21 protein-coding genes and 2 pseudogenes are annotated in these 21,795 nt (G+C 44.4%); 3 read left to right on the top strand and 20 right to left on the bottom strand.

What is annotated here, in order from left to right; translation table 11 throughout:
* Positions 1–24 precede the first annotated feature (24 nt).
* Complete coding sequence (locus OMP40_RS14130; RefSeq protein WP_277532147.1) at positions 25–279, top strand: DsbA family protein; 255 nt, start codon at positions 25–27, stop codon at positions 277–279.
* A gap of 87 nt (positions 280–366) precedes the next feature.
* Here the strand turns inward: OMP40_RS14130 and OMP40_RS14125 are convergent, their stop codons facing one another.
* The 16 genes and pseudogenes from OMP40_RS14125 to OMP40_RS14055 form a co-directional block, all read right to left on the bottom strand.
* Positions 367–666 (bottom strand): hypothetical protein, encoded by a 300-nt coding sequence (locus OMP40_RS14125; RefSeq protein WP_277532146.1) that lies wholly within the window; start codon positions 664–666, stop codon positions 367–369.
* Positions 667–705: 39 nt separating this feature from the next.
* Positions 706–885: a DUF3885 domain-containing protein gene (locus OMP40_RS41725; protein WP_420871975.1), complete on the bottom strand. Its 180-nt coding sequence runs from the start codon at positions 883–885 to the stop codon at positions 706–708.
* A 142-nt stretch (positions 886–1,027) separates the two neighbouring features.
* Positions 1,028–1,861 carry a DEAD/DEAH box helicase gene (locus tag OMP40_RS14120; RefSeq protein WP_277532144.1) on the bottom strand — a complete coding sequence of 278 codons (834 nt, stop codon included), beginning with the start codon at positions 1,859–1,861 and terminating at the stop codon, positions 1,028–1,030.
* Positions 1,862–1,874: 13 nt separating this feature from the next.
* Positions 1,875–3,131 (bottom strand): TOTE conflict system archaeo-eukaryotic primase domain-containing protein, encoded by a 1,257-nt coding sequence (locus OMP40_RS14115; RefSeq protein ID WP_277532142.1) that lies wholly within the window; start codon positions 3,129–3,131, stop codon positions 1,875–1,877.
* On the bottom strand, positions 3,076–3,453 hold the full coding sequence (locus OMP40_RS14110) for a TOTE conflict system archaeo-eukaryotic primase domain-containing protein (protein ID WP_277532140.1): 378 nt from the start codon (positions 3,451–3,453) through the stop codon (positions 3,076–3,078). The genes OMP40_RS14115 and OMP40_RS14110 overlap by 56 nt, the downstream gene beginning before the upstream one ends.
* A gap of 112 nt (positions 3,454–3,565) precedes the next feature.
* Complete coding sequence (locus OMP40_RS14105) at positions 3,566–3,970, bottom strand: PIN domain-containing protein (RefSeq protein WP_277532139.1); 405 nt, start codon at positions 3,968–3,970, stop codon at positions 3,566–3,568.
* Complete coding sequence (locus OMP40_RS14100; protein WP_277532138.1) at positions 3,967–4,203, bottom strand: hypothetical protein; 237 nt, start codon at positions 4,201–4,203, stop codon at positions 3,967–3,969. The genes OMP40_RS14105 and OMP40_RS14100 overlap by 4 nt, the downstream gene beginning before the upstream one ends.
* 194 nt (positions 4,204–4,397) lie before the next feature.
* Entirely contained in the window at positions 4,398–6,080 is a 1,683-nt protein-coding gene (locus OMP40_RS14095) for a recombinase family protein (protein ID WP_277532136.1), read from the bottom strand.
* Between the two features lie 485 nt (positions 6,081–6,565).
* Entirely contained in the window at positions 6,566–7,897 is a 1,332-nt protein-coding gene (locus OMP40_RS14090; RefSeq protein WP_277532134.1) for a C40 family peptidase, read from the bottom strand.
* Between the two features lie 565 nt (positions 7,898–8,462).
* Positions 8,463–8,870 carry a DUF6075 family protein gene (locus OMP40_RS14085; RefSeq protein ID WP_277532132.1) on the bottom strand — a complete coding sequence of 136 codons (408 nt, stop codon included), beginning with the start codon at positions 8,868–8,870 and terminating at the stop codon, positions 8,463–8,465.
* A 982-nt stretch (positions 8,871–9,852) separates the two neighbouring features.
* A complete protein-coding gene (locus tag OMP40_RS14080) occupies positions 9,853–10,995 on the bottom strand; it encodes a sensor histidine kinase (RefSeq protein WP_277532130.1) in 1,143 nt (380 codons plus the stop codon).
* Positions 10,996–11,052: 57 nt separating this feature from the next.
* Positions 11,053–11,673, bottom strand: a complete 621-nt coding sequence (locus tag OMP40_RS14075; RefSeq protein ID WP_277532128.1) for a response regulator transcription factor — start codon at positions 11,671–11,673, stop codon at positions 11,053–11,055.
* A gap of 66 nt (positions 11,674–11,739) precedes the next feature.
* Positions 11,740–12,132, bottom strand: coding sequence for a hypothetical protein (locus OMP40_RS14070; protein ID WP_277532126.1), 393 nt, complete (start codon positions 12,130–12,132; stop codon positions 11,740–11,742).
* 964 nt (positions 12,133–13,096) lie between these two features.
* Positions 13,097–13,780 carry a YjjG family noncanonical pyrimidine nucleotidase gene (locus tag OMP40_RS14065; protein WP_277532124.1) on the bottom strand — a complete coding sequence of 228 codons (684 nt, stop codon included), beginning with the start codon at positions 13,778–13,780 and terminating at the stop codon, positions 13,097–13,099.
* Between the two features lie 1,275 nt (positions 13,781–15,055).
* Positions 15,056–16,179, bottom strand: a pseudogene (locus OMP40_RS14060) (NADH-dependent flavin oxidoreductase).
* A gap of 120 nt (positions 16,180–16,299) precedes the next feature.
* On the bottom strand, positions 16,300–17,022 hold the full coding sequence (locus tag OMP40_RS14055; RefSeq protein ID WP_277532123.1) for a DsbA family oxidoreductase: 723 nt from the start codon (positions 17,020–17,022) through the stop codon (positions 16,300–16,302).
* Positions 17,023–17,238: 216 nt separating this feature from the next.
* Between OMP40_RS14055 and OMP40_RS14050 the strand changes: the two genes are divergently transcribed.
* Positions 17,239–17,799, top strand: coding sequence for a TetR/AcrR family transcriptional regulator (locus OMP40_RS14050; RefSeq protein ID WP_277532122.1), 561 nt, complete (start codon positions 17,239–17,241; stop codon positions 17,797–17,799).
* Positions 17,800–18,273: 474 nt separating this feature from the next.
* Here the strand turns inward: OMP40_RS14050 and OMP40_RS14045 are convergent, their stop codons facing one another.
* The 4 genes and pseudogenes from OMP40_RS14045 to OMP40_RS14030 all read right to left on the bottom strand — a co-directional run bounded on the left by OMP40_RS14045 (position 18,274) and on the right by OMP40_RS14030 (position 20,752).
* Entirely contained in the window at positions 18,274–18,735 is a 462-nt protein-coding gene (locus OMP40_RS14045) for a carboxymuconolactone decarboxylase family protein (protein WP_277532120.1), read from the bottom strand.
* Between the two features lie 154 nt (positions 18,736–18,889).
* Positions 18,890–19,795, bottom strand: coding sequence for an EamA family transporter (locus OMP40_RS14040; RefSeq protein ID WP_277532118.1), 906 nt, complete (start codon positions 19,793–19,795; stop codon positions 18,890–18,892).
* Between the two features lie 44 nt (positions 19,796–19,839).
* Positions 19,840–20,475 carry an FMN-dependent NADH-azoreductase gene (locus OMP40_RS14035; protein WP_277532116.1) on the bottom strand — a complete coding sequence of 212 codons (636 nt, stop codon included), beginning with the start codon at positions 20,473–20,475 and terminating at the stop codon, positions 19,840–19,842.
* 18 nt (positions 20,476–20,493) lie between these two features.
* Positions 20,494–20,752: pseudogene (locus OMP40_RS14030) on the bottom strand (carboxymuconolactone decarboxylase family protein).
* A 279-nt stretch (positions 20,753–21,031) separates the two neighbouring features.
* Here OMP40_RS14030 and OMP40_RS14025 point away from each other — a divergent pair.
* Complete coding sequence (locus OMP40_RS14025; RefSeq protein WP_277532114.1) at positions 21,032–21,520, top strand: RrF2 family transcriptional regulator; 489 nt, start codon at positions 21,032–21,034, stop codon at positions 21,518–21,520.
* The last annotated feature ends 275 nt before the right edge of the window (positions 21,521–21,795 follow it).

The following is a 21,795-nucleotide window of genomic DNA, read 5'->3' as shown; positions in this document are numbered from 1 at the left end:
GATCCCGAGCGAGTCTACGCGCTTATGAAGGATTTATTCGCCAAACAAAGCCAGTGGAGCGAATCCGACAGCCATTCGATTAAAAAAATGTTAACCGAAGAGTACGGGCTACAGGAACAACCCGATAACATCGACTTAAGTTTAAGCATTATTGCAGAAGCCATTAAACGTCGTGTGAAGATGGTGCCGACCGTATTCATTAACGGCAAAGAGATCCAATACCCTGATGAAATTGATGCAAACGGGTTAATCAAGGAAGTCGAACAAGCTTTGGCCTAAGAGATTGTGTATGGCGAAAATGAGTGTGGAATAAGAACCCCCCGGAACCGTGTTCGGTTCGGGGGTAGTTACGTTATCAAGATCGCATTATAAAATGGTGACGCCAGCAATCTCCCTCCCAGCCCATAATTTGAAGCTGAATCCTGGCTCAAGCAAGTGCCACGGTGCCTCGTCTACGACAAAAGTGACATCTGCATAGGTATGCGATTCATCGACCACTTCTTTAACGCGAACCAAGACAGTCCATGCATCGCCATGAATGGTCTTGCCGACGACTTCACCGAATATGACGACAATATCGCGAAGCCATTCGTTTAATGAAAATTTGCTCGGGTCTTTATCCTTATCCCATTCAATGATGGCTTTGCAGTGCCTTCTCTCCATCATATCCCACCGTTTCATCCTCATCGTATAGACAAGACTGAATTAATCTTCTTCCATGAACATAGAGTCGATTCTCTTACGATCGTATTTCAATATCCAATCATTTCGTTTCAAATAAAGGTCTCTTAGCTCTTCCTTGGAGCTGGCTGCCACGTCAAGTCCTCTACTATCATAAAAATGAAATATCGTATTTTTCGAAAAGGTTGATGAAGTAAATATCATTAGGCGCAAAAAAGGGCCTTTCGATAGTTTAGCTCCGAACGCTTACATCTCAGAACGTACCGATAGGATTCCCATTCATCATCATCGTCATCATATTGATGTAAGTTTAGGCGTTTAGACATCAAAAAATTTGGTTTACAGGCTACAAACTCATACCTTTATATCCCATCGCCTGATAACCCTTAACCCTTTTCTTATACATGCTCATGAGTATAGGGACTTGCAGATCTATATAGTCGTAGATCTGCACATCTTCTTTGCTTTGGTGAATCCGATGAAGCCGGCCTGCATATTGTTGAAGCGTCCCTCTCCAAGAGATGGGATGCACCAAAAATAAGGTATCTAGCCTCGCATCGTCGAAACCTTCGCCAATCAGTTTACCTGTTGCTATAAATACCCGTTCCTCAGAAACAGGTATGCTGCCGATTCGCTCTCGTAATGCTTCACGCTGTTTCTTCCCCATCCCCCCGCGCATGACGATCACATTCTTAGCAAACCCCTTTAATCGGTTCTCAAAATACTCCAGATGTGCTGTGCGTTCCGTTAACAAGAGTGGTGACCTGCCTTGTTCTAAGGCTACGAGCAGGTCGTCAAAAATCATATCATTGCGCTCCTCGTCTTGCGTCAGTTGATGATATATGTCTTGAATGTCATAACCACTTGCTTCCGGTAAACGGAAATTTGTATATCGCGGAACCACTTTATGTTCAATCCCGCGAGCTTGCGCTTGCGACTTAGGGTCAATCTTTACTCGAATCGGGCCGCATTGCATTAAGACAATCGGCTGATGCCCGTCTTGTCTTGTCGGAGTTGCGGTTAAGCCTAAGACATATTGAGCCTTTGCTTTTTTCAGCACTTGTTCGAAGCTGAACGCCGAAATGTGGTGACATTCATCCACAATGATTTGTCCGTACTCTTCCACGTATTCCTTCACATTTCCCTTTTGATTTAAGCTTTGAATGACCGCAATATCCACGATTCCGGTTCTTTTATCTTTGCCTCCTCCAACAATGCCAATATTCTTTTTTATCGAGATTCAGAAAAGTGCCAATTCGCTCTCTCCATTGGTCCATGAGTTCTCTTCTGTGAACGAGCACCAATGTATTTACCTTCCTAGATGCAATGATCGAGGCCGCTACTACCGTTTTCCCAAATGCAGTTGTTGCCGAAAGAATTCCTGTGTTATGCGCCAAAATAGTCCTCGCCGCGCCGTCCTGCAGCATGGAAAGCGTTCCGGTGAAGTCAGCATCAATTAAATTTCCAGCGTTACGATCATCCGAAATGTTTGTCTCGATTTGATGGGCATTCATCAAGTCCATCATCATTTCGAAGCAGCCTCTAGGTAGGGCGATATATTTTGCATAATCCTCGTAACAACCGATAACCCTTGGCTTACCATACGTAGGAAGCCTCATTGCTTGCGTTTTATAAAAATCCGGATTCTGAAATGTTGCTAAGTTTTGAAGCCGCTTAATAAAAGCCGGTGGCAGCTCCTTTTTCTCGATGTAGATCATATTGGAATAAATGACGTTTACGTTTGACGGCAACGCACCCGAAATTAAATCGGAATGCTCATTTATCCCCGTAGTTGACCAGAACAGGTCCTGATCGTTATTTTCATTCCAAGTACCCGTGCTGAGCAAAGAGCCTCCTTTTGTCATTTCATAAACTAAATGCTGAACTCGTTCTATCGGAAGCTTCTCCATTCCCGCTAGATAACTCCACTGATCCTCATATGGCTGGAAAGTCTCGTTCACGAATACACTATTTCCTTCCCTGCGAGGGCCTCCCTGAAGAGGAAGTGCAATCAAGTTTCCAAAGCCGCCTTTTGGCAGCGTATCTTGGTTCGGAAACAATCTATCATATGAATCTAATGAAATCTGGTACCGGCGTTCCATCGTCTTCGTTAATATGGCGCACCCCAATTTCCTTGCAAAGACGGCTTCAATCGGTTGATTGAAAAATATCCAAACATGTCCGCCATTCCCCGAACGGGAACGTTCAAGTGCAACCGGAATGTCCCACTCCTTGCAAGTTTCCAATACAGCGACAGCATCTTGCTGCCAATTTTGCTTATCGAAATCCATGGCAACAAACCAACAAGTTTCATCTTGAAGCATAGGATATACACCAATGGTACGATTTTTCTTTGCATCGAGATGTCGGGAGATAATTTCATTAGATATAGGTTCAAATGCCTGATGTATGCATTCCGAGCATTTGACTTGCGGCTTTTTTACATACAACTGTCCACTCGTTCTTACAAGCTGGCGAATACCCCGCTTTTCCGGTTTTGTTCGTCCAGCGAACGGGATAAACATCCTCTCTCCCACGAAATAGAGAACGAAACAGTGCTATTTTTTCTTCAGAACTAGATTTTGCATGTACATTGCTCTTAGATGTTGGTTCTTGTTCATTTGCAGTTTTAGGTAAATATTGTGCCGGAGGTGTCGTTTCCTTAAGATTTGTATAGTTGAAAAGTTGGAGCTTCAAGGAACGATTCTCCTGTTTAAGAGCTTCTATTTCTTTCAAAGCTCTAAATAATTGTTGTTCCAGATCGCTACTCATACCGTCTCCTGAATTAAAAGATTTGGTCGTATCCATTCTATCACAGGGGAGTAAATTGATATTAAAAAACCGGCTCTCCAACTTATAGTAGAAGAGACGGTTAAGCTTAAACTTAAACTATATCTATATTCAATCGTGGGATACCCAATTCTTGCTCGATGAATTTCATGTCAGAATCTCTAGAAACTAATGTAAGTTCAAATACTGACGCCGTAGCAATAATAAGCGCATCCGGCGTTTTTAACTTACGTCCCTTGCTTATAAGATCCCTACGAAGCGTTCCAGCCAATTTTGCAATTTCGGCCGTAACATCTATACATCTTTTTGATGTAAACAGCTTTTCTGCACGCAGTCGTTCCTCGTGCTTTAACCCTGCAAATACCTCAGAAATCGTAATTGCCGAAAAATAAATCGGCATTTTATCGCGGGAGGCCTGTTGAACAAAATCGATTACATTACTCTCGTTAATAAGAATCGCAATCGCAATATTCGTGTCCAGGAGATACCCTCTGCTCATGCATTCCATTCCTCACGCGATTGGCCCACTTCTTTAAGAAGCTCTTTCCCTCGTTCAGGCGTTAAAGTGCCTGCCGCTTCCAAAAGATCATCAACGGAATAGTCGTCTTCTTGAGCTTCCACAGTTTGCTTTTCAAGGTCAATCCATACACGAGGGTTATTTATGTTGAGTTTTTGAAGGATGGATTTTATCGTACTCGCGGCTTGTGGATCCATTTTTTTGAGGATCATCATGATCCCTCCATTGTCACTCGATAACACATTATAACACAGGGGAGGCTGTCATTAATAACCTCGTGATTTTCCTGAGCGTTCTTTTCGGCTCATTATTGAAAATCCAACCGTACTTTAGAGACCAGTTCATATTCGATCCTTCACCAACAAAGCCACCGACTCCACATGTGTTGTCTGGGATATGGGGACATGCATCATTCCTCTCTGCTACTGCCAGCTTTTTTTGGGCTTTTCACTCCGCTCTTGCCTTGAATACCGCTCTTAAAGCCGGTTTTGAATACAAAGGTTAATTGATACGGCTCTACGCTACCGTCATCCTGTTCTTCTCCCATTATAACCTTTTCAATAACACTTTCGAATACATTGCGATCAAATTCAGTAAGGACGGTATTGCTCTGAAGCACGTTACGAAATTGTTGCAATCTTTTTTCAACGTCAATTTCTTCTTGAGCCGATGCCTCCAGTTGTTCTCTCACTTCAATTAGTGCTGTTAACGTGGACTCCAGTTCATCATATTTACGTTCGTAAGTGGAGCGATCAATTTTCTCATCCAGATGGAGATCAATCAGATTAGAACGTTTTTGTTCAAGAGCCTGGATTTCGTGCTTAACTTTGATTAACTGCTTCTGATGCTGTTGCTCACCAAGTACTGACTCCATCCTTAACAGAAGCTCATCCAACACATCCTTATGATTGCCGCAGACCCTATTGTACGTTTCGACAAAAGCGCCCTCAATTATTTTTTCTTCAATCCCTTTGCTATGAGGACAATATTTCTTTCCTTTTTTCGAGAAAGAGACACATTGCCAAATGACTTTTGCGTAGGTTGTTTTACTGTTCCAGCTTCTCCGGGAGTAGCTTTTCCCACAAAATCTGCATTCAAGCTTGCAGCTAAACGTAAACTTCCGACTGAACTTTTCGCGTTTGCCGCCTTTTTCAAGCTTCCCACGAGGCTTTCCCCGTCTGTACAAAATATCTTGGGCTTTCTCAAAAATCTCTTCACTTACGATTGGCTCGTGATGATTCTTGATGTAGTATTGATCCTCTTCTCCATGGTTATCCAGTCTGCGCTTGGATATAGGATCGAGTGTAAAAGTTTTGCCTTGAAGAAGATCTCCTTTGTATTTCTCATTCTTAATGATACCGAGCACTGCAGTATCGCCCCATTCCATGTTCCCTCGCTTCGTTTTATGAGGAAGCTTCGTTAACTCCTTGGCGATCACCGAGGCTCCAACGCCAGCAATATAACGATCAAAAATGTATCGAACAACCTCGGCTTCTTCTTCATTCACTGAAATCTGCTTGGTTACGAGATCATAGTCATACCCGAGACAGCTTTGAAAACCAACAAGCTCACCGCGTTGCATTTTCATCTTTAAGCCCATTTTTACAATGGATGAGATATTTTCAACTTCTTGCTGAGCTACTGAGCTTAGGATGGTTAGCAACAATTCACCGTCCATGGTTAAGGTGTTGATGTTCTCTTTCTCAAAAAACACGGCCACATTTCTTTCCTTGAGCATGCGCACATATTTTAAGGTGTCTACCGTATTTCGGGCGAATCTTGAAATGGACTTGGTGATAACCATGTCAATTTTTCCATTCAAGCAATCGTTAATCAATCGCTGAAAATCATCACGCTTTTTAACTTGAGTACCCGTAATCGCTTCATCCGCATAAATATCTGCCAGTATCCAGTCGTTGCGCTGACCAATCATCTCTTTGTAATAGGAGACTTGAGATTTGTAGCTGTTGAGTTGTTCCTCTGTATCTGTGCTTACCCGCGCATACGGAGCTACTCTCAGAATTTCTTGGCGCCCGCCTGTACGATCTGACAGCTTCCGATTTGCCTTTATAACTTCTACTGAATATGACATTGCCGTTTCCTCCCCTGAGTTGATCTCTACGCTATAAGCGTAATGAATTCAGGCGAATTCAACAAATGTGCGAATTTGGCTTTAAAGCCCTTCCGTGTGTGACACATGGCTTACCTGGAAGTAAGGTCTGAATAAATACCATAGTCTCGCATTGTTCTGTTTTTAATCAAAACGAATTCTTGTTCACTTATTAAGGAAAGTGTCAGTAGCTGCCTCAGCATCGCAATTTGCATACTGTACCTCAACAAATCCGCTTTCAAGATATCATCTCCTCAAAACAGCTTTGGGTAGCAATATGTGAAAATAAAGCTCTCTACTAACCCTTTCATTTTGAGATTCAAATCGGGCACTTCCACGCAAAGATTGGATTCAAAATGAAAGCCCCACAGAGCTTCAGCAATTATTGCCAAAGGTCTGTAGGGCTGAAATGTGCCGCTTTTCATATGTCACTGTATATAAAACCTTACAAAATAACCGAAAATGCTTCAATCTTGAACATACGGTCTCCCATACATCACTTGAAAATCGGTATCGAATACATTCCGATAAACGACCTGCAATCGACTGGAGGAAGCGTCGATAACCTTGCCTTCACCGGCATAGATGCCAACATGCGTAATATCCATAAACCTTCCGTTCGGCTCGTAGCTCCAGAAAATCAAATCGCCCGCCATTAGCTCATCGGAGGTAAGGGAAAATCCATTATCCACGATAAACCGCGCCTGCTCTGCCGCCGTTCGGGGCACATCAACGCCTAATTGCCGATATACCCACTGCACAAGATAACTGCAATCCGTGTAGTTATCCTGACCCGCTTTTAACTGGCTATACGGATCACCCAAACGGGTTAACGCCAGTTCGACAGCCTGGCTTCCAAGCACACCGGCATGCAAATCGGTGATCACCGCTGCTGACTGTTCGGAGGTTAACCCGGTATCACTTTTCTTTCCAAGTATGGCCATCATCATGGGACGAAATTCTTCCGACAGGAGTTCATTCATCAAATCAACCTGTTCCGTTGAAAAACTATAGATCGCTGCTTGCTGCTCCGCCGTCCGTGCCGAAATCAAAAGCTGCAGGACACGCTCCTCCTCCTTCACCGGTTGTACCTCCACACTTCCATCGCTCTGTTCAACAGCGGCGGTCCTCGTAAACTCCAATGTTTCCATGTGCGAGTCGATCTGGTTCATATCCCAAAACACAGACTGAAGCAGTTCCTCCCGCTGGCGATCCATGGTGACCACATCCAAACCAGCCGCGCTGTCAGTTGATGTCTTTACCGCGTAAACAGCCAGTACGTCCGGCCAATTATCAATTCGGGTATTGTCTGCACTGCCAGCATACTCAATTTCGACGCGATCCACTTCTCCAGCGGCCTGCTGCACGCTCGCTATGCGGGCGGCAAATTGGGCATTCATCTCCTCCACGATCTGAACCAGCTTTTTCGTATCAGGTTCTGTGTTTTCGTCAGCGACAAAAATACCGAACGGGGAAGAAAGCAGCGCGGCTACAATCATGATGATACACAGCAGAATAATAACAGAACTGCTGATTCCCAGCATGGCCGACAGTCCTTTGACAAGCAACGCAATCGCTCGGATCAGCAATTTAGCCATTCGGAGATTCATCTGAGCGGCAGCACGCGACCACTGGATCGAATGGCGCGCTTGGATGGCAGCTTGAATCATCCCCAGTTGTTGAGTTGAACGCTTCTCCCTCTGGCTTGTTACCTGACCGACGGATCGGCTTACTTTTATGGAAGGAGCCACGCCTTTTACGGAAAAGCGTTTTTGACGAATACTTCTGTTTCTTTTCAAAGTTCCTGAAAAGGACCGAGCGGCCCCGGCCATACGCTTCTGTCGCGGCGCATAAACTTTTGATTTTTCGTCGTAACTGCGCTTGGGTCTTGGAGGATTGGGGACAATCCCCTTCTTCTTGTCGGCTGGTTGTTTCTTTCTTACATGCCGGGCTGTCTCTTCAACCTGGGGGGAGTGTTCTCTTTCGCTTTGCTAATCTCGGGCCTGTCCCATTGAATGGCATTCGTTGCAACCGGACTTGAATCATGGGTGGTTGCTGTGCATACACCCTAATAGTTCGGCGATCATGTTGAAAGCGAACACGAGAATGCCAGCGTCGGTTGATTTTCACTACTCCCATCGTCGGAACTCGGATCATCGTACTCGCAGTTCGATGTACGTTGGCATAGATGCGACCCTGTATCTGCTCCGAGGAAGAAGAAGTGCTTTCATCGTCCTTATATCGGGCCGTATGTTTTCGTATCGCTACTGCCCGTGTCAGAACGCGCGCCCGCTTGTTTATCCGTTTGATGGACTTGACCATCATCCTGACTTTTATGGTTTTCATAGCACACTCCTCCTTGCCTTAACGGCTGCGTTCCGCCTTGGGCTTGAAGGAAGGGACTTGATTGCGGCAATAATCGGGATGGCGGAGACGAATCGCTTCAAAAAAGTAGGGGGCAAAGCCACAATCGAACAGATCATGCGGGGTGAAATAGCGTTCCTCGCCGTTTTGGCTCCAGCCATTCCAGAGATTGAATGCGAGTCGGCACGTTCGGATTGAGCTTCCCGTTTGCCATGAGGCTGACAAGCTTTCCGGCCTGATACCACCATTGGAAAAATCGAAGACTTCCTGGATATGCGCGCGTGTGTCTTTCGAAATACCCAACGTATAGAATAATGACCGATGATAACTATCCGTACATTGACGTTCAGCCAACATACGATAGTAAAAGGATTCGTGTGCGGAATCCCGAAACAAGGCAGGAACCATATGATTTCTCCTCTCAAAATGTTTTGGGAAAGCCGGAAGGTCAAAGAATAGGACGACCTTCTACTAACCATTTCATTTTGGAGTTCAAATCGGGTAGCCGCTGGTAATTTTCATTTCACTTTCCAAACTGCACGTATACAAAAGGTGCAGCCTTTCAATTTTCTTTAGAGGCTACACCTAAATACGGTCCATGGGGCTAAATAAGTATCTATATATTCGGCATTAGAGATTTATAGTTGAACACAAAGCCCAAAGTCCTTCGATCAAAATTCAGCTTCGGGCTATAGGGCGGGAGATACAACAAGGTGAGAACAGACTGATGCCCTTGCATACTTGAGCGGTATATTGGATTTCTTGTGTGCAATACACTTCTCCTGTCTGTCTCGTAGTCCAGCGAACCGATCAATTTAGCACCATGATGCATGATTTTCTTCGACTCGCGCCATACGAAGCGTTGATACTTGACCAACATATTCAAGCTGTTTAGAACAATTTCGCCCGACTCGATCTTCTCAATATCGGCGAACAGGCATATGTAGCGGTAGCAATACTGATAGGCGGCTAAAATCAATTCCAGTTATTCTGAACGGCAATGGAGGAGCCGCAATAAAATTTGATATGAGCGATTTAGTCAAGATATTCCCTTCTTTCAAATACACGAAGTCCTTAGAAGTTTTTGGCTCAGTGAACCCATTTGTTAAACCATAGGTAATTGACCTATCATTGATAATATTTCAAAAACTCTGGGTTAACTCCGCATGAGGACAATTGGAATACGATTGTGGGGAATTTGGATATGGTTGGGTTTCTAACATCACCGGGTCTAACTGTAGTTTTTTTAGGAATTCCGAATGCATCGTTGCTAAAAGAGCACATGCTCTTGACAGTTTTGTAATGCACTTAATTTACGTTCTGCCATCGCTCCCTTTGATTGCTATACAACTACACTTATTGTTACATATCCCAGCAAAAAACTTGGTGGTCATGCCGCAAATCTTATAGTGAAGACTGAATATTTGCCGAGTACACTATCAACTGAAATTTTCCATCCATGTTTCTCAATGATTGTTTTTACAATGGATAAACCAAGTCCTACACCACCCGTTTTTCGGGAACGCGATTTATTCACACGGTAAAATGGTTCAAAAATCTGCTGCAGCTCATCTGACGGAATACCATTGCCTGAATCTGATATAATAATCTGGCCCACTTCATTTTCTACCTTGGTTTCAATTCGGATTTTACCGCCAACCTTATTGTATTTGGCTGCATTCTCTAACAAATTGAAGAAAACTCTGTAAAGTAAGACTTGATTACCTTGCACAGTCCCGAGTCCGCAGTAAAGTTCAATTTCAATATGCTTTTCATCAAGAAACGAACGGAGCTCGCTGCAAATGGATTCAAACATATCCTGCAGGTTAATGGCAGTGGTATCGAATTCCTCCCGTTCGTCATAAAGGCTCATTAGATCATCTACCACCGCCATCAATCTTCTCACATTTCGTTCTGTCGTCTCAATAGTTTCTTCGTATTCGGATAATGATGGACTCTCCTCTAGATGAAGAACCTGTATTCCTGCGTGAATTGTTGCTAATGGTGTTTTTAGTTCATGAGCAGCATTGGCGGAAAATTGCTTTTGTCTTAAAAACGATTTTTCCAGCCGGTCAAGCATGTTATTAAATGAATTTCCCAGCACACCAACTTCATCGTTTCTTTTTTCATCTGGAATGCGCTGCTGCAAGTTATCCTCGGTAATGATGGAAATCGTTTTGCTCAATTCATGGATTGGACGCAGGGACCTGCCTGCGACGAAATACACCATTCCCATGCCAAGCACAGAAATAATAGCAAGAATAATCATACTGGTTGTATCAAATTTTTTCTTTGCTGCAGTAACTGCATATGAAGTTAATGTCACATTGGGAGTTGATCCTACATCGATTAAACTATTTTTATCCATGGTTATAACTTTGGGAGAAATAGGACCAGCATACGTTAACCTGGAAAATTGCGAGTGGGCATTATAGGAAGAGGTTATGGTCAGGATAACAGAACAAAATATTAAAATAGCTCCCGCAAGGAAAGTTATACGCATTCTTAACGATACTTTGCTTGCAAATTTCATTCTGCCGCCTCCTCGATTTTATATCCCCTACCGCGAACATTCTGGATCAACTCTTGATTACAGTGAGCTTTTACAAATTTCTTTTTTTATAGAATGAATGTGGTACTTTAATGTGTCAGGAAACAGATCGGCATCACTATCAACCGTGTGATTTAATAATCGTTCCGTACTAATCACTTGTCCCTTGTGAAGCATCAAATATTCCAAAATGGAATATTCCTTTTTCGTAAGAGAAAGTTTAGTTTCACGAAAAGAAACCACTTTTGTTGCCATATTTAAATTAAGTCCATTGCAGGTAAGTTCATTCCCCTGTTGAATATATACGATACGTGACAAGGTTCGTATTCTTGCTTCTAGCTCCAAAAAATCAAACGGTTTTGTCAAATAATCGTTGGCCCCCATATCCAGCCCCGTCACCCGATCTTCTATCGCATTAAGGGCGGACAAAATCAATATTTTTGTCTCCTTGTCCTTTCGCCTGATGTATTGCAAAACCTTTAAACCACCAATTTGGGGCAAATTTAAATCGAGTATAATCACATCGTATACATTTACAGAATAGTAGTTTAGTGCTTCTTCTCCATCATAGGCTTTGTCGACAGCATACCCGCGTTTACGAAGCCCGCGATCAATAATTGTTGATAATTCCTCTTCATCTTCAACGAGCAATATCTTCATGAAATCCTCCATATTTATAACAGAAAAGGCGAGCAGTGTCAGCTGCCCACCTTTTCTGTAAAATGGTTATCTTGCTGATGTCGTTTTGCTAGCCAATTGATCTTTGACTGTCTGTGGAATCTCGCCCGCAACCTTTACTTTTACATCGACCATTGGGGAATCGGCCGCAATCTCTTCAAGGTTCACACCTTTGACTTTGGTGAGGGAGATGGAAGACTGTCCTTTTTCTGCCGGGTCCGTCGTTTTGCCAGCCAACTGATCCTTTCCAGTCTGTGGGATTTCACCCGTTACTTTCAAATCTTTTGCATCAACCATTGGGGAGTTGGCTGCAATCTCCTCAAGATTCACACCTTTGACTTCGGTGAGTGAATAATTTGTTGCTGCAAATGCAGTAGTGCCTCCTAAAGCTATAATCCCTGCAAGTGCAATACCAACTACCTTTGTTCTTGTAAGTACCATTTTCGTAACTCCTTAAATTTAAGTTTTTTATCAAGGTTGCGCAACCTGTTAATAAATTATAACAATCCAATGGTTGAGAAAACGTTAGTTTTTACAGGCTATTTTCCATATATCCGAGAGTTTTCGCTTTCCGGGGGAGAAGAGAGGAACGACTGTTTACCTCAGTGTGTTTATGTGGCATGATTTTAAACTTTCTGTTTAATAAGCATATCGCTTCTTGTCCTTCTTCCAAGCAGTACCGTGCCCGCTCCGCCGCGGTTCTCGGTAAACTGCCAAGTTGTAAACCCACTGCACGAGATAACTGCAATCAGTATAGTTGTCCTGCCTGGCCTTGGCTGTCTGTATGGATACCTAAACGATCAACGCCAATTTGACGGCCTCAATTCCTCGTATTCCATCAGGCAGATCATGCTGAGTGGCTTAACGCTCCTCCGTTCCAAACCAGCGTCAATATATGCCAAAAATCGCAAACATAAGCGAGTGAAATTCCTCCGATAGCAGTTCCTTCATTAAGTCTGCCTGTCCTTCGGTAAAATGATAGAAGTCAGCTTGCTATTCTGCTGCTCTGTTGTTTTGCTAATAACGGTAACATGCAAACGTGTTCAACTGTTTCTTCGCCGGTGCTCTCGTCAAAGAGGCCTTCACTTCAACGCCCGTATTCGCGCCAGAGACCAAGATACCGAAGGGAGAGGAAATCACAGCAACTATCGCCATCACGATACATAACAGAATAATTTCTAAACCACTAATCCCGAATAACGCCATTAATCCTTTGGCGGGAGCAAAGCAGCCATTGCCAAACTAAGTGTGTGGATGAGCAGCAGTCGGTATATGGCTTACGCACGCAATCTGTATGCACTTTCGGATAATCCCAATTTGATTTAATAAAATTCGGTGTTTTACCGGTTTTTATATATTCACCAAAACGTGGTAATTGAAGTGGCACACACGATTGTTATACAGCCTAGCAGATGGGAATTAGCTCCGTTAAGCTTGAAATCGTATATGTGCTTTTAATTTCTGCCGGGCATTTCTGCGCCGTTCTGTTGATCCAACAAGTGTCAATGCCGGACAGAAGACCACCTTTGATATCCGTATTTAACGAATCTCCAATGACAAGCGCATCCTTTCTATGAAAATCTGAGATATGACCTATCGCGTAATCAAAAAATTCTTTTGCCGGTTTTTGATAACCAATGCTTTGTGAATCAAAGATATTTTCGAAAAAGTCATATAGTCCCGACTTCTTCAAGCGTTTGATTTGAGTGTGGGTGATACCATTCGTAATTATGAACATTCGGTGGGTTTTAGATAAGCGATGACAGACATCCATTGCGCCTTCCATCAGCAGTTGGTTTCCATCACTCAACAGTTCTCTATATAAACCTTCCCATTCCAAGCCGTCAACGACTTTTCCCAGCTTCAACATCGTTTCCGAGAATCTGGAGTTCAGAACAACATCGAGTGGAATTTTTCCATTTTCATAATCAGTCCATAATTGTTTATTTACAGAATTATATAGTTGAAACAACTCATCCGAAAATGTATATCCATATTGAAGAAACAATTGGGTTAATGAATCCACCTCATTCGCGCCGAAATCCAGCAATGTATCATCCAGATCAAATAATAGAATCTTATATCTCATTTTTCCTCCATCATTTTGTTTATGATGAAATCCCTGTACAAAAAATGTTCAGGGATTTCGGCTTTATCACCTGGTCCCCATTCGTGACAATATCGCCATTAGAATCCAACTATTGATGGCTCCAACCCAATTGACCTAATGAACCCTTCCAGATTCGGAATAATTTGGAACGATCCGGAATTATTTTGGGTGTAGTGAAATCTAGCTTGCATGATGATTTCCTCCGCAATTTATTTCTTCAGGTACAACGGAGATCAAACATATCGCCGATCAATTTCATCTGCAATATAACTCTTTGAGTCAAGCTTGTCAACTATAGTACATCGTTTCTGTCATCGTTTCAAAAGTTCCTTCCCTCAGCGCTTGTTCGGCCCGATTCCACTCATACTACGACAGTCGCAGTGTATACCGGCTTCAAACATTTATTAGCTTAGTCCGCGCCCGGCGTTCTTGGGACGGCAGTCGGCTGCCGCCGAAGTACTCCGCGCCGCTGATAATCTGCCACTCCTAGCCGTTTGAAAATTACGGCTATATCACGTTCTTTGCTGACGTGCCGATAGATTGGTGGTTCTCAAGACGACCCTGCTGCCATTCTGGTCTTGCTATTCCGACCAATCACGCCACAGCTTGAACAGGTCGCGTAGCGCGTCCGTTGACAGTTCCGTGATCCAGCCTTGCGAACTCGTGATACTGTTTACTTCCGCTCCTGTATACGCTTCTCATCGCGCTCGAACGCTTAGGCGAGGCGTTCGGCAAAGGCGCAGGCGCGCACGAGGACGACCAACCACACCAACAGCCCTAACGTAGAGGAAAGCGAGAAACGGAACAGATAGGTGATCGTTTGTCTTTTGATATTTACATTTCCAAGTTTTAACCAAAATGTGGGTAAAACTACACGGGCAGTAAAGGCGGTTTGCAGCGGAAACGTAAGCCGGAAGCTGGCATCGGTCGCTCCGGCTCGCCCGCGGCGCTGGCGGCTACTTGAGCCTGCGCAGCAACTGGTCACGCCGGGCGAAGATTTCCCAGATGGTTTCGCGTATGTTCAGTACAAGCAATCATACAGCGCCACAGTTCGGACGAAATGGGCGCGCGTGAACGCGAACTGCGGTTCGTTACCGACTACTGCAGTGCAGATGACTGAAACATCTATAAGGAAGCCCGCAGATACCACTCTGTCTGCGGGCCTTATTTATCCTCGAAGCCGCATAAAGAACGGCTACAACTCCTTCTTAATATCGTTTACATGGCTGATTACAATGTGCCTGGGTAACTTGCTTACACAACCGGAAACCAGCCCGGCACACTTAAAAGCAAATTCCACATGGAATCCGGTATGACCAATTCTTTTTTGAGCCGATTTCGGCAAGGTCGTTCGGATATCGGCACTCTGATTACTTAGAACCTTTTCGACCCACTTTGGCTCCATAATGATAGCATGAGCCAAAGCCACTAAAGATACTCCGGTGTCTAGGGCCTTAGCGACATCTTCTGGTGAAGAAAGCCCTCCTACTCCAATTATGGTGACTCGATTATCTGCCATTTCTTGAATGCGAAGGATGCGTGATTGGGTGTCTTCCTTATCCCGAATTGATCCGTCCCAAAAGCCTCTTACCGACACATGAATGTAATCAAGCTCCTGTTCGGCCAAAGCGTCCACCAAATGCAACGTGTCTTCCATGGTAATGCCCGGATTTTCTACTTCTTCAGGAGATACTCGATACCCGACGACGAACGGCCCTTTGGCATGGGCAGCGACAACATGTTTCACATTTTGGATGATGGCAAGTGGAAACGCCATTCTTTTTTCTATTGTACCTCCCCACCGATCGGATCTACGATTGGAATGAGGGGAAAAGAATTGTTGAATCAAGTACGTATTTGCGCCGTGAATTTCGACACCGTCAAAGCCTGCTTCAATGGCTCTGCGAGCTGCTTCGCCAAAAGCATTAATGATGTCAAGGATTTCTTCTTCTGTCATTTCCCTCGGGATAACCGAGCCCGGACGTGCTGCTGCGATTGCGCTGGCGCTAATCGGCTGCTGCCCGCCAATTAAATCTTGCGATGTCATTCTCCCAGCATGGAAAATTTGTAAAATCGCCTTCGATCCTTGATCTTGAATCGTGCGCGAAAGTTTGGCCAAGCCAGGAATACAAGCATCCCTATCCGCACCGAGTTCGTTTACATAAGCCTTACCTTCCGGCGTAACATGTGCACAAGCTGTGATAACTGCACCGACGCCCCCCTGCCCGCTCTCGATAATAAGCCAGTTCTTGCTCTGACACGGTTCCATCCTCATGAGAGGAGGAGTTGGTCATCGGTGCCATAAGCACCCGATTTCTGAGTTGTACACCTGAACGAAAGGTCAAAGGTTCAAAGATCTGTTCAAAATTAGTCTTCATTTTAGATTTACTCCCCTGTTGGTAAAAGTGAAATAGTGATGGTGAATTTTTTTTACAAATCAGATTATCAGCCATTAAGGCTCAATTCATTTGTAATCGACTCTAAGAATGTGGATCAATTTATATGCTGCACACGCCGTTTTCGCCGCAAATACCGCCCTCGAAATTTCCGTTTGCCCCATTGTCAATCATCTGCAGAGGATGTTCCTCTCTCCAAACTTGCACAATAACATCGAGGAATGCATCACTGCTTCTTACCCCGGAGACGGCATACTTATCATTGAAAATATAGTACGGTGTTCCGGTAATTCCCCTTCTAGAACCGTTTAGGCGCTCATTCTTGACCGTATCCTTGTATAGATCCGTTGATAGCATAGCAAGAACTTCACTAGCGTCAAGACCACTCTCGCCAGCTAACATAGCAAGTGTCCCATGATCGCTGATATCCAAAGCATCAGTAAAGTAAGCTTTATAAACAGAAGCCAGCCATGCCGCTGCTTTGCCCTGTCCCTGAGCAAAAATCTCCACGCGTAGAGCATCTGTCGTATTGGACGGAATCAATTTGTCAAGATTATAGGTGAGGCCAATATTTTTGCCCATCTGAACCACCGCTTTATTACCTTCTCTTACAAAGTCGGGGGACATTCCGCCTCCATGAATCTCAGCTGTCCAATCATAATAATTTTTTCCAGTATTGCTGGGAGCATCAGGGAATAGCTGGAACGGTCTATAGATGACTTCTACTTGATCCTTCTGACCGAATTGATCTAGTGCGTTATCTAAATTCGTTTTGCCGATATAGCACAACGGGCACATGATATCCGACCAAACTTCAATTTTCATGATCATTCCGCCTCTTTTCCGTAATTTTTTAGAGCTCTACATGTTTATACTTTCAACATGATTAGATGACTTCTGTTGATTAACTCACATGTATTGATTTACATTATAAAGAGTCCATACTGCAGCTCAATGTTCAAAAATGTGATTTGTGTCATGTAATTGACACATCATTCAAATTTGATCAGAAATATAAGCCGAGGGGGAGGTCATAACACCATGTCAAAAGTAGACAGAAGAACTATCAAGACAAGGGAAGCAATTTATCAAGCCCTGATTGAATTGATGTCCGAAAAAGATTTCGATACGATTACGGTTAACGATATCTCGAATAGAGCTAATATTCACAGGGGCACAGTTTATCTTCATTATTCGGATAAATATGATTTGCTCGACAGAGCGATTAAAGATCATTTAAGCAATATGTTGAAATTTTGCGTTTTATCGAGACTTCCGGATGAGGAATTGGATTTTGATCAATCTCTTCTATCGATGTTCCTTTATTTTGAGGAACACTTTTCTTTTTATTTTACTGTTATCACCAATAAAGGAATTTCTTGTTTTAAAGAGCAATTTATTCAGATTATCAAGAACGGTATAATGGAACGATTGAAAGTAAGCAGGAACTACGAGGAAGGCAACAAAGAGGTTGCCGTTCAATTTATGTTATCAGCATACGTTGGCGTCGTGGAGTGGTGGATCAAAAACAAGATGCCCCTATCACCGCAGAATGTTGCCGAGCAGTTATGGGACATGTTAGAAATGTACTATGCACAATAAAATTCAACCAGCAGGTCGGACGAATAATTTCTCACAAGATCAGCACTCACAGTCCTCGAAGCAATACAACCTCGAAAACTTGTCACCGAATAAGGGTAGAGGGCTACTCATTAGTTGAGTAGCCGGACCTCCCACACCACCGTACATACCGTTCGGTATACGGCGGTTTCATAGTTTATATTGTTGACTTGTCGGTAGTAATCGGAAAAGAATAGAAATCCTAACCCTTTAAGGGGTAATGTTGATGAGGGATGTACTGAGGACTTCCTTTCGCACTAAACCCAACGTCTTTAATCGCTGTATTTGCGTGTGGGGGGATACCATTCGTAACAACAAACAGTCGATGAGTTGCAGATAAGCGCTGACAGAACTTTCAGATAGAATAGAAGTATCCTGTAGCTCATTTGTCCCTCGGTTTCGACTACGATCAATCCCCCCGTACATCGTCGATGTACGGGGTGATCGCCTTCGTTGTTATTTACGTGCAGCTGGCTGATAATCGCCAGGTACCATGCCTGTTGAGATTGCTATTCGGTTCCAGCAGTTAATGGCATTAATCGCCATAATCAAATCAACAAACTGCCCCTCGTCGAAATGGTTGCGGACTTGCTCGTACAGCGCCTTCGGCACTCCAGCTTCCGAAATCTTGGTCACAGCTTCCGTCAATGCCAGCGCGGCCCGCTCCGCTTCTGTATAGAACGGAGCTTCACGCCATGCGTTAAGCATATACAACCGTTGCTCCGTCTCTCCCATCGCACGGGCATCCTTCGTATGCATATCCAGGCAGTAGGCACAGCCATTGATCTGCGAGGCACGAATTTTGATCAACTCCCACAAATTATGGTCAAGACCGCTTTTCTTCACGTATCCTTCCAATTTCAAAAGCGTTTGTAAGGACTCCGGCTGCACTTTCATATAATTCAGTCTCATTTCCATTTGTCGATACACCCCTTCAGTTTTTTGGCCAAATCATAAAGAATGTGTTAATTTTTTCATACAAACAGAGTATCTCCTGCCACACGATGCATCATTCAATGAGCCCCCCCGAACCGACTAACCATCATGGACTGCATTCCAAGATTCAATTATGTCATGCCACTTGCTTTTTCCTGCGCTTCATCATCTCGGGCAGGGCAATGCCGACCATCGTGATTCCGACGCCGAACCATTGCAGCACGGTCACCGGCTCTTTCAGTGCGATGTACGACATCATTACGGCCGCAGGCAATTCAGCCGCGCTCAGGATCGTCGCCAATCCGCCGCCGACGCGCGGCACGCCGATAGCGTAAAACAATGGCGGAATGACGGTCCCGAAGAGCGCCAGCAGCAGCCCCCACGGCAATAAATCTTCGTGTAAAGAACCGTTAATAAGGAAATGGGGCGGAAACACCAGCATGGCGAGTATAAACGAGCCGGACAGCATAATCGCGCTTCGCGTGATCGGAGCGACTTGCTTGGCAGTTCTGCCGCCGAACCAGATGAAAAGCGCATAGGTAACGGCCGACGACAAACCAAGCGCAACGCCGATCCAGGAAACCGCTGTATGCCCTCTGACCAAATAGCCGCTTGCCATCATAATCCCGGCAAACAAAATGACGAGCGATAAAATCTTCTCTTTGCCGGGACGTTTGCGCTCCGCCAACGCTTCCAGCAAAATGCCCATCCACGTAAATTGAAACAACAAAATGATTGCAAATGACGCGGAAATATATTGAAGCGCCGCATAATAAAACATGCCGGTCATACCTGTAGTTGTGCCTACGGCCATAAGCGCGAACGCTTGACGCCTGGTTACGGATAATCTTCGCGACGCTGCGGTTTGCTTGGCGGTTTTCCGGGAGACGAGCACCAAAATCCACAGCATCATGACGCCGAAAAGTGCTTGGCTTCCAACAACATCGCCGACCTGGAAGCCGGACGCATAGGCTTTCTTTACAAACGTGGATAATAATCCGTAACTGCACGCACCAGCCAAAACAAACAAGGAATATTTCATGATGCCTCTGTTTGGACTCCTAATTGAGTAGCGCACATTGAATTTCAGAAGCGTTTGGCTAGGTCGAGCGCTTGTTGAACCGCTTGTTCTTTATTAGAAGCGGCTCGCTCCGGCGACGCTTTCGTGCCCTCGATAGCAATAAATTCGATTGCGGTTATGCCCATGTAGTTGAATATAGCCTCCAGGTATCGGTGGCTGAATTCAAAGCTTGCCCATTGACCTTCGGAAAGGACGCTGCCGGATGACTGAATATGAAGCAGCCTTTTGTCGGATGCTAAACCAATAATGCCTTCCGGCGCGTACTTCACCGTTTTTCCGGGAATACAGATGGCGTCGATATAAGCTTTCAGCACGGGCGGGAACAAGAAATTCCAAACCGGATTGGCGACGACGATTTTATCCGCAGCGAGAAACTGCTCGACCAGTTCGCTCAGACGGGCCACTTTGGCTTGAGATCCCGGACTCAATTGATCGAAAGAACCGCCGCTCTTCAACTGGTTCCAACCCGTCAACACCTCGGCATCCAGCTGCGGGATATCTATTCGATAGAGGTCCAAATAAGTAACATTATGCGCTGGGTTCGCTTCACGGTAGGCTTGAATAAATGCGTCGCCTACCGACAAACTATGAGATGCGCGTTTGTCGAACGGATGCGCGGTTACATACAAAACGGTTAACATGGCTGTTTTCTCCTTGTGTTAATTCTGTTCAGGAAGCATCCCCGTTGAGATGGCGATTCGATTCCATGAATTGATGGGATTGATTGCCATAATAATTGCTACGTATTCTGCGCCATGCGTTCAGCAAATAAATCCGCTGTTCCGACTCGCCCATTTTCCGTGCCGCTTGCGTGAGCATGTTGATTCAAAAAGCGCATTCGTTAATTTGCGAGGCTCTGAACTTGATGTGTTGATACATCTTCGCGTCCAACCCGATGAATCCTTCCAGCTTCAACATCGTTTACAAAGCGCCTGTACTTGGATCGACATAGTTGAATCTAACTTCCATCGTAATCTCCTCCGTGATTGGGACATTTTTCCTAGCGAAGCATAACGTCGATAATATTTATCGTCGATTAACTTCATCTACAATATAAATCATTCATTCGGGGTTGTCAACTAACAATCAAGTGGAATTCTGCTTACAAGTTCCCCCACCCCCCTATTTGACAAGGGCTCTAAAATCCACTTAAGATGGATTAATATCAACTTTTGCGTCCAGAAAGTAGGTGTTTGCATGCAGTATAGTATTGGCGTCGAATATGCACTGCATTGTTTGGTATATTTAATCGATATTCCGGCCGATGCTACTATTGGAATCAAAGAACTCTCTGCTTTTCAAGGCATTTCGGAAACGTACCTGTCGAAGATTTTCGGCAAATTAACTAAAGCCGGTATCGTCAGCTCTGTTCCCGGGGCAAAAGGCGGTTATAAGCTAGCCAAATCTCCTGCGGATATCACGTTTTGGGATGTCGTAGAAGCCGTTGAAGGCGCCACTCCCATTTTTCAATGTAAAAATATCAAAAATAACAGCTATATCTGCCGTGATGAAGATTTTGCGGCATGCGCTCGAGTCACTCCCTGCGTGATTAACTTAACGATGCTTGAAGCCGAGGAAAGCATGCGCAATACGTTGCGCAACAAGTCATTGATTTGGCTGAATGAAGAGCTCGATCGCGTGTTAACGCCTAAGGCGCGCCAAGAAACGCGCGACTTTTTTTGCTAACGGCAATAACGTTTAAAGTCCGAATCAACAATGACCTTTGGGTTCCTCGGCAAACCGCAGCCGTAAGACTGTGTGCCGGGAATTTTCGCGTTATGACGTCAAATTCAACTTAAGTAGCCTTAGCTAGGGGGATACCGTGCTAAGGATGTTTAAGTTGTTCGCCATTAATAGCTTTCAATTTTAGTCATACCCGGAAAAAACAACACTTTTTCCAAGATGATAGAACCGCAAATGAGGGGCATTCAAGGGGACTGGGTTAACTAAAGGCATTTGTG

This window comes from Cohnella rhizosphaerae, from assembly GCF_029525575.1.
In the GTDB taxonomy this organism is placed as follows: Bacteria; Bacillota; Bacilli; order Paenibacillales; family Paenibacillaceae; genus Cohnella; species Cohnella rhizosphaerae.
This window is presented reverse-complemented; position numbering and strand designations above follow the sequence as displayed.